The sequence below is a fragment of the Pseudomonas sp. KBW05 genome (genome assembly GCF_003852405.1).
Lineage (GTDB): Bacteria > Pseudomonadota > Gammaproteobacteria > Pseudomonadales > Pseudomonadaceae > Aquipseudomonas.
In genome coordinates this window covers 1-14,271 of record NZ_QAJM01000039.1, presented here as the reverse complement: position 1 = coordinate 14,271, position 14,271 = coordinate 1, and the positions used below count along the sequence as shown (strand labels likewise).

Sequence of the window (14,271 nt, the reverse complement as noted above, 5' to 3'; positions counted from 1 at the left end):
GCCACTGCACTCAATAATCGTGCCGACAGCCGTCGCCATACCCCTACCGCTTATATAACTGGCTGATGTTAATCAGCTTTCCGATTGTTCCCTCGGTACTTGCCACGTTACTCAGGCTAAACAACGTGGAAGTTGCCCGAATTGTCAGGACTCAATCTGGTGCAACACAATTATTTTTATTTCCCATCGCCGTCAAGCGGCATATCTCAAGCGTCTGATTTGCAATAAGAAATGTTGCTCAATTTAAGAACCTGTCAAGTGCGTCAAAACGGTGAACGTGCGCTTCATTTTGGTGATTTGTGTTTTTAATCATTAAAAATCAACAAGTTAACAACAATATAAGCTTATAAAAAATCTGCTTGCCCAATCGAAAAACTCGGGCTAGTTTCTATTCCTGTCACCGATGACAGGAATTAACCCGCCCATCGGCAAGCAGCAATACAACACTTAGAACTGGCACAAGCCGGTCAAGCCTGTGAGGAACTCGACATGTCGCTGTTGATCCGTGGCGCCACCGTTATTACCCATGATGAAAGTTACCGCGCCGATGTTTTATGTGCAGGCGGTCTAATCCGCGCCATTGGCACGGACCTGGATATTCCCGCCGGCACTGAAATACTCGACGGCAGCGGCCAATACTTGATGCCCGGCGGCATCGACCCCCACACCCATATGCAACTGCCCTTCATGGGCACCGTGGCCAGTGAAGACTTTTTCAGTGGCACGGCGGCGGGTCTGGCGGGGGGCACCACGTCAATCATCGACTTTGTGATTCCCAACCCGCAGCAGTCCTTGCTGGAAGCTTTTCACCAGTGGCGCGGCTGGGCGGAAAAATCCGCCGCCGACTACGGCTTCCACGTGGCGATCACCTGGTGGAGCGAGCAAGTGCGCGAAGAAATGGCCGAGCTGGTCAGCCACCACGGCATCAACAGCTTCAAACACTTCATGGCCTACAAGAACGCGATCATGGCGGCCGACGACACCCTGGTCGCCAGCTTCGAGCGCTGCCTGGAACTGGGCGCGGTGCCCACCGTGCACGCGGAAAACGGCGAGCTGGTGTACCACCTGCAACGCAAGCTCATGGCCCAGGGCATCACCGGACCGGAAGCGCACCCGCTGTCGCGGCCATCCCAGGTGGAAGGCGAAGCGGCGAGCCGGGCCATTCGCATCGCCGAAACCATCGGCACACCGCTGTACCTGGTGCACGTATCGACCAAGGAGGCGCTGGACGAAATCACCTACGCCCGCAGCAAGGGCCAGCCGGTGTATGGCGAAGTCCTTGCCGGCCACCTGCTGCTGGACGACAGCGTCTATCGCCACCCCGACTGGCAGACCGCCGCGGGCTTCGTGATGAGCCCGCCGTTCCGCCCACGCGGGCATCAGGAAGCCCTGTGGCACGGCCTGCAATCGGGCAACCTGCACACCACCGCCACCGACCACTGCTGCTTCTGCGCCGAGCAAAAAGCCGCTGGCCGTGACGACTTCAGCAAGATCCCCAACGGCACCGCCGGTATCGAAGACCGCATGGCGCTGCTGTGGGACGAAGGCGTCAACACCGGGCGTTTGTCGATGCAGGAGTTCGTCGCGCTGACCTCCACCAACACCGCGAAGATCTTCAACCTCTACCCACGCAAAGGCGCGATCCGCGTGGGTGCCGATGCCGACCTGGTGCTGTGGGATCCCGAGGGGACGCGGACGATTTCCGCCAAGACCCACCATCAGAATGTCGACTTCAATATCTTCGAAGGCAAGACCGTACGCGGTGTGCCAAGCCACACCGTGAGCCAGGGCAAGCTGGTCTGGGCCGATGGCGACCTGCGCGCCGAACGCGGTGCCGGGCGGTATGTGGAGCGGCCGGCGTATCCGCCGGTGTTTGAGCAGTTGAGCAAGCGGGCTGCGTATTCCAAGCCAGCGGCTGTGAACCGCTGAGACCGCCTTCGCGAGCAAGCCCGCTCCCACATTCGACTGCGTTCCTCCAGACAAAACGGGGTCGAATGTGGGAGCGGGCTTGCTCGCGAAGAGGCCAGCACAGGCAACACAAAAACCAATGCCCATCAGAGGCAGCACCTCAATAACCGTGAGGCCACCACCGTGATCCAGACCCTGACCCACCTCCCCCATCCCGCTGAGGATGGACCCACCCTCGCCAGCCACTTCACCGACCTGGCCCCGCCCCTCAACGCCCGCCAGGCCCAACTGGAGGCCTCACGCTGCCTGTATTGCTACGACGCGCCGTGCGTGAACGCCTGCCCCAGCGAGATCGACATCCCGTCATTCATCCGCAATATCCACACTGAAAACGTGCAAGGCGCCGCGCAGAAGATCCTCTCGGCCAACATCCTCGGCGGCAGCTGCGCCCGCGTCTGCCCCACCGAGATCCTCTGTCAGCAAGCCTGCGTGCGCAACAACGCCGAAGAATGCGCGCCGGTGCTGATCGGCCTGCTGCAACGCTATGCCGTGGACAACGCGCACTTCAGCGAACACCCGTTCCACCGCGCCGCTGCCACCGGCAAACGCATCGCCGTGGTCGGCGCCGGGCCGGCCGGTCTGGCCTGCGCCCATCGCAGCGCCCTGCACGGCCATGACGTGGTGGTGTTCGAAGCACGGGAAAAAGCCGGCGGCCTGAATGAATACGGAATCGCCAAGTACAAGCTGGTGGATGATTTTGCGCAGAAGGAACTGGATTTCCTCCTGCAGATCGGCGGCATCGAGATCCGCCACGGCCAACGCCTGGGCGACAACCTCACCTTGAGCGAACTGCACCAGCAATTCGACGCGGTGTTCCTTGGCCTCGGCCTGGCCGCGAGCAAACAGCTCGGCCTGCCCCATGAAGACGCCCCAGGCCTGCTCGCCGCCACCGACTACATCCGCGAACTGCGCCAAACCGACGACCTCACCCAACTGCCCCTGGCCGACCGCTGCATCGTGCTCGGCGCCGGCAACACCGCCATCGACATGGCCGTGCAAATGGCCCGCCTCGGCGCCCGCGATGTGAACCTTGTGTACCGCCGTGGCTTGGCGGACATGGGCGCCACCCACCACGAACAGGATATCGCCAAGGCCAACCAGGTCCGCCTGCTGACCTGGGCCCAACCCGAAGAAATCCTGCTGGATGAGCAGGGCCACGTGCGCGGCATGCGCTTCCTGCGCACGCGCATGGAAAACGGCCGCCTGCACCCCACCGGCGAGACCTTCGAACTGGCCGCCGATGCGATCTTCAAGGCCATCGGCCAAGGCTTTGACAGCGAGGCCTTGCACGACCCACTGGCCCAGCAACTGCACCGCGTCGGCGAGCGGATTTTTGTCGATGAACACCTGCGTACCAGCATTCCCGGCGTGTACGCCGGTGGCGATTGCGTCAGCCTCGGCCAGGACCTCACCGTGCAGGCGGTGCAACACGGCAAGCTGGCGGCCGAAGCCATGCACGCCCAACTCATGCTGACTGTGGAGGCTGCGTAATGGCCGATCTCTCGATTGTATTTGCCGGTATCAAAGCCCCCAACCCGTTCTGGCTGGCCTCCGCCCCACCCACCGACAAAGCCTACAACGTGGTCCGCGCCTTCGAAGCCGGCTGGGGCGGCGTGGTGTGGAAAACCCTCGGTGAAGACCCGGCGGCGGTCAACGTGTCCTCACGCTACTCGGCCCACTACGGTGCCAACCGTGAAGTGTTGGGCATCAACAACATCGAGTTGATCACCGACCGTTCCCTGGAGATCAACCTGCGGGAAATCACCCAGGTGAAAAAGGACTGGCCCGACCGTGCGCTGATCGTCTCGCTGATGGTGCCGTGCGTGGAAGAGTCCTGGAAAAATATCCTGCCGCTGGTGGAAGCCACTGGCTGCGACGGCATCGAGCTGAATTTCGGCTGCCCCCACGGCATGCCCGAACGCGGCATGGGCGCGGCGGTGGGCCAGGTGCCGGAATATGTGGAACAGGTGACGCGCTGGTGCAAGACGTACTGCTCGCTGCCGGTGATCGTCAAGCTCACGCCGAATATCACCGACATCCGCGTGGCCGCACGGGCGGCGTATCGCGGCGGGGCGGATGCGGTGTCGCTGATCAACACCATCAATTCCATCACCAGCGTCGACCTGGAACGCATGGTCGCCCTGCCGATGGTCGGCACCCAGAGCACCCACGGCGGTTACTGCGGCTCGGCGGTCAAGCCCATCGCGCTAAACATGGTCGCCGAGATTGCCCGCGACCCGCAGACCCAAGGCCTGCCGATCTGCGGCATCGGTGGCATTGGCAACTGGCGCGATGCCGCGGAGTTCATCGCCCTCGGCTGCGGCGCGATACAGGTGTGCACGGCGGCGATGCTGCACGGGTTTCGCATTGTCGACGAGATGAAGGACGGGCTGTCGCGCTGGATGGACAGTCAAGGCTACAAAAGCTTGCAGGAATTCTCCGGGCGGGCGGTGGGCAATACCACGGACTGGAAGTACCTGGATATCAACTATCAGGTGATCGCGAAGATCGACCAGGCGGCGTGCATTGGCTGTGGCCGTTGCCATATTGCCTGTGAAGACACCTCGCACCAGGCCATTGCCAGTTTGAAACAGCCTGATGGGACGCACGTTTACGAGGTGATTGATGAGGAGTGCGTGGGCTGCAACCTGTGCCAGATCACCTGCCCGGTGGCGGACTGTATCGAGATGGTGGCGGTGGATACAGGCCAGCCGTTTTTGAATTGGACGCAGGATCCGAGGAATCCGTATCGGGAGGCTGTGTAGTGCTGTAGACCGCTATCGCAGGCAAGCCAGCTCCCACATTTGAAGGTGTTCACAATTCAAAATGTGGGAGCTGGCTTGCCTGCGATGAGGCCATCAGCATCACCACAAGCCTCAAGGCTCCAACCCAATCCCCCGCAAAATCACCCCCGTCACCGTCTGGATCGCCTTCTCAAACTGCCTATCCGACAACGGCTGGTGATCATTCAAAATCTTCACCTGGTGGTCAAAGTCGGCATAGTGCTGGGTCGACGCCCAGATCATATACAGCAGGCTCGACGGCTCCACCGGCAGAATGCGTTTGTCTTCCACCCACTGGCGAATCTTCGCTTCCTTCATCTTGGCCCAGTCGTACAGGCTCGCATCCAACGCCTCACCCAGGGTGGGCGCGCCGTGGATGATTTCATTGGCCCAGACCTTGGAGCCATACGGCCGCGTACGCGAGCGCTGCATCTTGGCGCGGATGTAGCTGCTGAGCACCACGCGTGGATCATCGAAGGTTTCAAAGCTCAGGGCGTCCTGCTTCCACAGGTCCAGCAGGTCGAACAGCACCGCGCTGTACAGCTCGCTCTTGGTGGTGAAGTAGTAATGCAGATTGGAGCGCGGCAGTTGCACTTCTTCGGCGATGTCGGCCATGGCGGTGCTGCCATAGCCCTTCTCGGCGAAGACCTTCTCCGCCGCCAGCAGGATTTTTTCGACGTTGACCCGACGAATGCCACTCTTGTGATTGCCCATAAGGGCTCCCCGACAACAACATGGGTTAGAGACTACCACCGGCTCTAGATCGCGGCGACAGGCCATACTGAAACTTCGTACACTGCCCCCTTCTCCCCATTGATTGGTATTGCCCAATGTTGATCAAAAAGACCCTGACCACCGTCGCCCTGCTCGCCTCGCTGTTGGGCGCTTCGGTAGCCTTTGCCCACGCCCACCTGAAAGGTGCCACGCCCGCTGCCGACAGCACCGTCGCCGCGCCGGCCGATCTGCGCCTGACCTTCAGCGAAGGCGTGGAAGCCACTTTCACCAAAGTCTCCCTGAGCAAGGACGGCACGGAAATCGCCATCAAGGGCCTGGAAACCCCAGACGCCGACAAGAAAACCCTGGTCGTCACGCCGGCCGCGCCACTGGCCGCCGGCAACTACAAGGTGGTGTGGAACGCGGTGTCGGTCGACACCCACAAGAGCAACGGCGAATACAGCTTCAAGGTTGGCCAATAACCCATGGCAACCCTGCTGGTGCTGTGCCGCTTTGTGCATTTCATCGTCGTGCTGCTGATGTTCGGGGCTTGCGTGTTCAGGCCCCTGCTACTCGGTGCGGGGCCACAGCCGGCGCTCGACCGGCCACTGCTGCGCATCACCCGGGCACTGGCCTGGGTCGGCCTGTTGTCGGGTGTGACCTGGTTGCTGCTGATCACCGCCAGCATGGCCGGCAGTTGGGGCGCGGCGCTGCAACCGGCCACCGTGCAGTTGGTGCTGGGCAAGACCTTTTTTGGTCAGGTGTGGACTTGGCATTTGCTGTTCAACCTGCTGCTGGTGATTGCGCTGGCCAAGCCCTGGCCGGCGTTGCGCCTGCCGCTGCTCGCGCTGCTGCTGGTGACCCTGGCGCCCGTGGGCCACGGTGCCATGCTCGATGGGCTTAGCGGGCGCTTGCTGATCCTCAACCAAGTGGTGCACCTGGCGTGCGTCGGCGCGTGGCTCGGTGGCTTGTTGGTGCTGGTGTTGATCCTGCGCCAACCTCAGGGCTATGGGCTGGAGCCGATCCTGCGGCGGTTCAGCGGGGTGGGCTATGGCCTGGTTGCGGGCTTGTTGGTGACCGGACTGATTAACGTGCGCGTACTGACCGGGCAACTGTGGCCGACGCCCTTGTTCAGCGGTTTTGCCCTGATTCTGCTGGTCAAGGTCATGCTGGTGCTGGGCATGTTGGCCCTGGCGCTGTTGAACCGGTTGCGGATCGAGCGCTGTGACGAACGCCACGCGAGCTTGAAGGCCAGTGTGCTGCTGGAGTGGCTGCTGGGGGTTGCAGCGGTTGCCGCCGTCTCCCTGCTGGGGACCTTGCCGCCGATGGTCATGAGCAACTAAGCCCTCAAGTCAAGCACCAATCAAAAATGTGGGAGCGGGCTTGCTCGCGAATGCGGTGTATCAGTCACAAGATTTATTGACGGGTCTACCGCATTCGCGAGCAAGCCCGCTCCCACATTTGAACCGTGCCCACTGTTTACCGGTGAAACCGTAGTCATCGTATAACTTCTTATTGACAACCTACACAAACCCCGCAAATATCCTAGCCAATGTTGTACGACGACGTACGACAAATAATAAAAACAACAAAAGAAAGGGAGCTCCACTGTGAGTCACTTCGCCCGCAATTCCTGCGCACGCCTGGGCTTTATCGGTCTCGGCAGCCTGAGCGCCGCCCTGCCCCTCTGCGCCCAGGCCGATGGTTTTATTGACGATGCCAAGGCCACGCTCAACCTGCGCAACGCCTACTTCAACCGCAACTTCACCAACCCGACCAATCCTCAAGCCAAGGCCGAGGAGTGGACGCAAAACTTCATTCTCGACGCCAAGTCCGGTTTCACCCAAGGCACCGTGGGTTTCGGCATCGATGTGCTGGGCCTGTACTCGCAAAAGCTCGACGGCGGCAAAGGCACCGGCGGTACCCAGTTGCTGCCGATCCATAGCGACGGCCGCCCGGCCGACAACTTCGGCCGCCTCGGCGTGGCGCTGAAGACCCGGCTGTCGAAGACGGAATTGAAGGTCGGCGAATGGATGCCCGTGTTGCCGATCCTGCGCTCCGACGACGGCCGCTCCCTGCCCCAGACCTTCCGTGGCGGCCAGGTCACCTCCAACGAAATCGCCGGCCTGACCCTCTACGGCGGCCAGTTCCGTGGCAACAGCCCACGCAACGACGCGAGCATGGAAGACATGTTCATGAACGGCAAAGCCGCGTTCACCTCGGACCGTTTCAACTTCGGCGGCGGTGAATACACGTTCAACGACAAACGCACCCAGATCGGCCTGTGGTACGCCGAACTCACCGACATCTACCAGCAGCAATACCTCAATCTCACCCACAGCCAACCCGTGGGCGACTGGACCCTGGGCGCCAACCTCGGCTTCTTCAACGGCAAGGAGGACGGCAGCGCCCTGGCCGGCGACCTCGACAACAAGACCACGTTCGCCCTGCTCTCGGCACGCTACGGCGGCAACACCTTTTACGTGGGCCTGCAGAAACTCACCGGCAACAGCGTGTGGATGAAGGTCAACGGCACCAGCGGCGGCACCCTGGCCAACGACAGCTACAACGCCAGCTATGACAACGCCAGGGAAAAATCCTGGCAGCTGAGGCATGACTTCAACTTCGTGGTGCTGGGTGTGCCGGGGCTGACCCTGATGAACCGCTATATCAGCGGCAGTAATGTGCACACCGGGGCGATCACCGACGGCAAGGAGTGGGGCCGTGAATCGGAACTGGCTTACACCGTGCAAAGTGGCGCGCTGAAGAACTTGAATGTGAAATGGCGCAACTCGACCATGCGCCGGGATTTCAGCAACAATGAGTTCGATGAGAACCGGATTTTCATCAGTTACCCGATTTCATTGTTGTAGGGCTTTGCGCCGAGCACAGACTCGCAGCCACAACGCAAATCCCCTGTGGGAGCGGGCTTGCTCGCGAATGCGGTGGGTCAGTCAATACATGTGCCAGCTGATCCGCCGCCTTCGCGAGCAAGCCCGCTCCCACATTTAGATCCCACTCGCCTGAAGGAGCGTTGACAACCCCGGGAATCAATACCGATACTCCACCACAGTCATACGACAACCTACAACAACAATGGACCCGCCCATGACCACCACCACTGCCGTTCCCTTCAACCGCCTGTTACTCACCGGTGCCGCTGGCGGCCTGGGCAAAGTCCTGCGTGAACGCCTGCGCCCTTACGCCCACGTACTGCGCCTGTCGGACATCGCCGAGATGGCCCCGGCCACCGATGACAGCGAAGAAGTGCAACCCTGCGACCTCGCCGACAAACAGGCCGTGCACCACCTGGTAGAAGGCGTCGACGCGATCCTGCACTTCGGCGGCGTCTCGGTTGAGCGCTCCTTCGAAGAAGTGCTCGGCGCCAATATCAGCGGGATTTTCCACATCTACGAGGCCGCGCGCCGCCATGGCGTCAAGCGCGTGATCTTCGCCAGTTCCAACCATGTGATCGGCTTCCACAAGCAAGGCGAAATCCTTGACGCCCACTCGCCGCGTCGCCCAGACAGTTACTACGGCCTGTCCAAGTCCTACGGCGAAGACATGGCCAGCTTCTACTTCGATCGCTACGGCATCCAGACCGTGAGCATCCGCATCGGCTCCTCGTTCCCCGAGCCGCAGAACCGCCGGATGATGCACACCTGGCTGAGTTTCGACGACCTGACCCAATTGCTGGAGCGCTCCCTGTACACACCAAACGTCGGCCACACGGTGGTTTACGGTATGTCGGACAACCTCGACACCTGGTGGGACAACCGCTACGCCGCGCACCTGGGCTACGCGCCCAAAGACAACTCCGAAGTGTTCCGCGCCCAGGTCGAAACGCAGCCACCGGTGGCCGCCGATGATCCGGCCAAGGTCTACCAGGGCGGCGCCTTCTGCGCGGCCGGGCCGTTCGGGGACTAAGTCATGAGCGCAGAACTGATTGTCGATGCGCGCAACGCCGTAGGCGAATGCCCGGTGTGGGTGCCCGAGGAAAACGCGCTGTACTGGGTGGACATCCCCAACGGCGGCCTGCAACGCTGGAGCGCCGCCAACGGCCACGTCGCCGCCTGGAAAGCCACGGAAATGCTTGCCTGCATTGCCCGCACCACCACGGGCAACTGGGTCGCGGGGATGGAGAGCGGCTTCTTCCAACTCACCGCGCACCACGATGGCAGCCTCGACGCCACGCGCCTGGCCAAAGTCGAACACCCACGCGCCGACATGCGCCTGAACGATGGTCGCTGCGATCGCCAGGGCCGCTTCTGGGCCGGCAGCATGGTGCTGAACATGGGTTTGAATGCCGCCGAGGGCATCCTCTACCGCTACGCGGCGGGCCGGGTGCCCCATGCCGCGCTGGACGGTTTCATCACCCTCAACGGCCTGGCCTTCAGCCCCGATGGGCGCACAATGTACGCCTCGGATTCACACCCGCTGGTGCAGCAAATCTGGGCGTTCGACTACGACATCGACACCGGCACGCCGTCCAACCGCCGCGTGTTCGTGGACATGCACGAACACCCAGGCCGCCCCGACGGCGCCGCAGTGGATGCCGACGGTTGCTACTGGATCTGCGCCAACGACGCTGGGCTGATCCACCGTTTCACCCCCGACGGGCGCCTCGACCGCTCCCTCAGCGTACCGGTGAAAAAGCCCACCATGTGCGCGTTTGGTGGCAGCCGCCTGGATACCCTGTTCGTCACCTCGATCCGTGATGATCAGAGTGAACAGTCGCTGTCGGGCGCTGTGTTTGCCCTCAATCCTGGTGTGCAGGGCGTGGCCGAGCCGACTTTCACCCTCTGACGGGATAGCCCTGATGATCGAACTCAAAGACGCCCTCACCCACCTCACCCTGGCGCCCGCCACTGGCGGCAGCATCGTCAACTGGCAGGTTATCGCCAGCGGCCAACCGTTATTGCGCCATAGCGATGAACACGCGGTGAACACAGGGCTTGCGGGCAAGCTGGGCTGTTATCCGCTGGCGCCCTGGTCCAACCGCATTGCCAACGGTGGTTTCAACAACCCCGATGGCTGGCTGGCCCTGTCGGCCAACAGCCTGACCGACCCGTTGCCGATCCATGGTTCGGCGTGGCAACAGGCGTGGCAAGTGGTCAGCCAATCGGCCGCTGAAGTGGTGTTGGAGGTGATGTGCGACACGCCGTTTGCCTATCGTGCCGAGCAACGGTTTCGCTTGAATAACGGCGAGCTGAGCATCGCATTGACGGTCACGCACCTGGCCGTAAAGCCCGCCTGGCATGGCCTGGGGTTGCACCCGTACCTGCCGCGCCAACCGGGCACGCGGTTGCAGGCCAAGGCTTCGCAGGTGTGGATGAGCGATGCGTCCAAACTGCCTACCGGGCTGGCGCCGCTTCCGGCGGAGTGGGATTTCCAAAAGCTCAAGGCCTTGCCTGAAGGCCTTGTCGACAACGGCTTTTGCCAGTGGGACGGACACTGCCGGATCGAGCAACCGGAGCTGGGTTATGCGCTGGAATGCCAGGCCAGCGGCGCCGACTACTTCCTGCTGTATTGTCCGCCGGGGTTGGGGTTCTTTTGCATCGAGCCGGTGAGTCATCCGGTGAATGCGCACCACCTGCCGGGCAGGCCGGGCCTCAAGTTGTTGGAACACAACCAGTCGGCACACCTGGCATTCAACCTGAAATACAGTCCAAATGTGGGAGCGGGCTTGCTCGCGAATGCGGCAGTTCAGTCCCAGATTTAGTGACTGACACTCCGCTTTCGCGAGCAAGCCCGCTCCCACAGTTTTGATCGCTGTTGTGTCAGTGTCAGGGCGGGCTGTTCTTGAGACGCCCTGCGGTGTCGATACTGACCACCACCGACAACCCCGGCCTTAGCCGCTCACTCTGCTCCTGATCAGGGTCCACCGTAATCCGCACCGGCACCCGCTGGGCAATCTTCACAAAGTTGCCGGTGGCATTGTCCGCCTGCAACAGGCTGAACTCGGACCCCGTGGCCGGCGAAATATGCTGCACCGTGCCGTGAAATTTGCGGTGGTTCAACGCATCCACGGTGAACGTCACCGGCTGGCCGACCTGCACATTGTCCATCTGGGTTTCTTTCATATTGGCAATCACCCACAGCTGCGGCGGCACCAGCGCCATCAGCTGCGCGCCAGAGTTGACGTAGGCACCGAGGCGCACGCCAATCTGCCCCAGTTGGCCGTCACGCGGCGCCGTGATGCGCGTGTTGGACAGGTCGATGCGCGCCAGTTCCACCGCCGCATCGGCACTGGCCACCGCCGCTTCCAGGGAGCCGCGATTGACGATCACCGTCTGCAAATCCTGCCGCGCGATTTCCAGGCTGGCCTGGGCTTGCGCCACGGCCGCGAGGGTCTGCGCATTCGCCGCACGGGTCACGTCCAGCTCGCGCCGGGACACCGAACCATCGCTGATCAGCTCTTCATTGCGACGCAAGTCGGCGGTGCTTTTGCGCGCCTGCGCCTCGCTATCCGCCAGCGCGGCCTGGCGCAGCTTGATGGTGGCCTCGGCGCTGTTGCGCTGCTGCACCACATTGGCCAGCGAGGCCTTCTGCACCGCCAGTTGCGCCAATGCCTGGTCCAGGCGCTGCTTGTAGATGCGATCATCGAGGCGCACCAGCAGGTCGCCGGCCTTCACGTACTGGAAATCCTGCACCGGCACTTCAAACACATAACCGGCGAGCTGCGGCCCGATGATCGTCACCTGCCCGCGCACCAAGGCGTTTTCGGTGGTTTCCACTGCGCTGCTGAACGGCGGCAATTGCCAGGCATAGAGCACGATCAGCACGCCGACCACGGCGATGGCGGCAAAGCCCAGGGACGAGAGGATGCGCACCCGCAACGGTCGCAATTCAGTGGGCACTGCACCGGGCGGTGTGCTGCCTTCCGGGGTTGCCGCGATGGCGGTGGTGGTGGTGGTTGAAGGTTCGGTCATTGAGGTGCGCCGCTGGGTTGAACAGGAGTGGCTGCTTTCGTGGTGCTCATCAGCCACAGACTGCGGATAAAGATCCAGATCATGGTCAGTATCGCGATGATCGCGATCAGCATGAAGACATCGTTGTAGGCCATTACGTTCGCTTCACGGGTGGCCGCGGTTGCCAGGCTGCGAATACCCATGAGGTTGCGCAATTCCGGGTCGGCAATCACCCCGCCATAGGCCGAGCCGCCGCTCGACACCCGCGCGGCCACACGCGGGTCGAGCAGGCTCAGGTGTTCGACGATCATGCTCGAATGAAACTTCTCGCGCACGATCTGGAACGTGCCCAACAGCGCCGCGCCCATCAGGCCGCCGAGGTTCTGGCAAATACCGAACATCACCGAAAAACTCACCAGATTGCGCGGGTTGGTCAGCACGTTCTTGGTGCCCAGCACCATGGTCGGCCCGAGGAAGAACGTCCCGCCGAAGCCTAGCAGGAACTGGCTGATATACAGGTTCTGCGGGCGGGTCAGGTTGCTGGAAAAACTGTCCATCACCGACCCCGTCGCCATCAACGCCAGGGAGATCACCAGCGGCATCAACAAGTGCGCCGGGTTGATCGTCAACGCGCTGACCGCAAGCCCGGCAATCGCCCCGGCCAGCATCACCACGTACAGCGTGTGCATCTGCTGGTAGCTCATGTTGAGCATTTGCATGAACCCCACCGCGCCGGTGGACTGCTCGGACAGCACCATGCGGATCAGGATCACCGCCAACGCCAACCGGATCATTACCCCGCTGCCCAACCAACGGGTCATCAGCATCGGGTTGGCGCGGTTATGCTCGATGGCCAGCCCGGCCATGATCAGCACCAGGGAACAGGCCGAGGCCACGCCGATCCACGGCGCTTCCAGCCACCAGTCGATCCGCCCCAGGGACAGCACCGCACACAGCAAGGCAACGCCGGTGGCGAGGATCGCGAAGGTGAGGAAGTCGAGTTTTTCAAAGGTCTTGAAACGGTCACCGGGCGGCAACTTGAGCAGGAACACACAGCCCAGGCAGATCAACGCCATGCCCAGCTCAAACAGGTACAAGCCACGCCACTCGGCGATTTGCAGCAAATCCTCGGAGAACAACCGCGCCAGCGGCAAGGCCAACTGCGCCGTGCCCAAGCCCAGCACCAGCGCCTTCAAGCGCCATTTTGCCGGGAACGCCTGGATCATGTAGTACAAGCCCAGCGAACTCAGCGCCGCGCCAACCATGCCGTGGGCCGCGCGCACGGCGATGGCCGAACTGAGGTCGTTGACGAACAAATGGCCGAAGGTCACCAGCGCGTACAGCACCAGGAACACTTCGGTAAACGCGCGCAGACCGAACTGTTGGCGGAACTTCACCAGCAGCAGGTTCATGCACACGTTGGTCATGACATAGGCGGCGGGCAGCCAGGCCATTTCGGCGGTGGTCGCGCCGAGGGCGCCTTGCAGGTATTGCAGGTTGGCGATCACCAGCGCGTTGCCCAGGCCGCCGGTGATTGCTACCAGCACGCCGACCAGTGCGAACAGCCAACGCTTGTGCGTGGGGTGCAACGGCGTCGACGGCGAACCGGGCAGGCTCGGGCGCTCGTGGGGCTGCCAGGTGCGGGGGGTGTAGTTGTTCATTCGATGACCTAGATGACCCGACGTGGGATGTCGGTAAAACCATACTCAGAGCGTAGTAAACCTGAGGGGCGGGTATCTTGCCATCTTGCGTGTGCTTTTCTGTGGGGGGCTGGGCTTGGCGGTGTACATATCCGTTTCTTCGGTAACGGCGGCTTATGGTTCCGCCCTTACGGCGGGTCACTTTTGGAAAAGAGCCCCAAAAGTAACCAAAAGGGCTCTTGCCCCAACACTCGG

The 14,271-nt window shown here is 61.9% G+C and carries 12 protein-coding genes; 9 read left to right on the top strand and 3 right to left on the bottom strand.

All coding sequences use genetic code 11. The features are described 5' to 3' along the window. Positions 1-489: 489 nt before the first annotated feature. The 3 genes from hydA to preA all read left to right on the top strand — a co-directional run bounded on the left by hydA (position 490) and on the right by preA (position 4,733). Positions 490-1,929, top strand: a complete 1,440-nt coding sequence (hydA, locus tag DBR46_RS26450) for a dihydropyrimidinase (RefSeq protein ID WP_124528823.1) — start codon at positions 490-492, stop codon at positions 1,927-1,929. A 162-nt stretch (positions 1,930-2,091) separates the two neighbouring features. Then, entirely contained in the window at positions 2,092-3,459 is a 1,368-nt protein-coding gene (locus DBR46_RS26445) for an NAD(P)-dependent oxidoreductase (protein WP_124528821.1), read from the top strand. Continuing rightward, positions 3,459-4,733 carry an NAD-dependent dihydropyrimidine dehydrogenase subunit PreA gene (preA, locus tag DBR46_RS26440; RefSeq protein WP_124528819.1) on the top strand — a complete coding sequence of 425 codons (1,275 nt, stop codon included), beginning with the start codon at positions 3,459-3,461 and terminating at the stop codon, positions 4,731-4,733. Before DBR46_RS26445 ends, preA begins: the two co-directional genes overlap by 1 nt. Positions 4,734-4,844: 111 nt before the next feature. Here preA and DBR46_RS26435 read toward each other — a convergent pair whose 3' ends face one another. Beyond that, positions 4,845-5,465: a TetR/AcrR family transcriptional regulator gene (locus DBR46_RS26435; protein WP_017737434.1), complete on the bottom strand. Its 621-nt coding sequence runs from the start codon at positions 5,463-5,465 to the stop codon at positions 4,845-4,847. 116 nt (positions 5,466-5,581) lie between these two features. On the opposite strand from DBR46_RS26435, the gene copC reads away from it, so the two are divergent. The 6 genes from copC to DBR46_RS26400 all read left to right on the top strand — a co-directional run bounded on the left by copC (position 5,582) and on the right by DBR46_RS26400 (position 11,187). Continuing rightward, a complete protein-coding gene (copC, locus tag DBR46_RS26430) occupies positions 5,582-5,947 on the top strand; it encodes a copper homeostasis periplasmic binding protein CopC (protein WP_124528817.1) in 366 nt (121 codons plus the stop codon). A gap of 3 nt (positions 5,948-5,950) precedes the next feature. Further along, positions 5,951-6,808 (top strand): copper homeostasis membrane protein CopD, encoded by an 858-nt coding sequence (copD, locus tag DBR46_RS26425; protein WP_124528814.1) that lies wholly within the window; start codon positions 5,951-5,953, stop codon positions 6,806-6,808. A 267-nt stretch (positions 6,809-7,075) separates the two neighbouring features. Then, on the top strand, positions 7,076-8,338 hold the full coding sequence (locus DBR46_RS26420; protein WP_124528812.1) for an OprD family porin: 1,263 nt from the start codon (positions 7,076-7,078) through the stop codon (positions 8,336-8,338). Between the two features lie 235 nt (positions 8,339-8,573). Continuing rightward, positions 8,574-9,392 carry an NAD(P)-dependent oxidoreductase gene (locus tag DBR46_RS26410; protein WP_124528801.1) on the top strand — a complete coding sequence of 273 codons (819 nt, stop codon included), beginning with the start codon at positions 8,574-8,576 and terminating at the stop codon, positions 9,390-9,392. Between the two features lie 3 nt (positions 9,393-9,395). Then, on the top strand, positions 9,396-10,271 hold the full coding sequence (locus DBR46_RS26405; RefSeq protein WP_124528799.1) for an SMP-30/gluconolactonase/LRE family protein: 876 nt from the start codon (positions 9,396-9,398) through the stop codon (positions 10,269-10,271). Positions 10,272-10,284: 13 nt separating this feature from the next. Continuing rightward, positions 10,285-11,187 (top strand): aldose 1-epimerase, encoded by a 903-nt coding sequence (locus tag DBR46_RS26400; RefSeq protein WP_124528797.1) that lies wholly within the window; start codon positions 10,285-10,287, stop codon positions 11,185-11,187. Between the two features lie 64 nt (positions 11,188-11,251). On the opposite strand, the gene DBR46_RS26395 is transcribed toward DBR46_RS26400, so the two are convergent. Further along, a complete protein-coding gene (locus DBR46_RS26395; protein ID WP_124528795.1) occupies positions 11,252-12,397 on the bottom strand; it encodes an HlyD family secretion protein in 1,146 nt (381 codons plus the stop codon). Further along, positions 12,394-14,037 carry an MFS transporter gene (locus DBR46_RS26390; RefSeq protein ID WP_124528793.1) on the bottom strand — a complete coding sequence of 548 codons (1,644 nt, stop codon included), beginning with the start codon at positions 14,035-14,037 and terminating at the stop codon, positions 12,394-12,396. The genes DBR46_RS26395 and DBR46_RS26390 overlap by 4 nt, the downstream gene beginning before the upstream one ends. Positions 14,038-14,271: the final 234 nt, after the last annotated feature.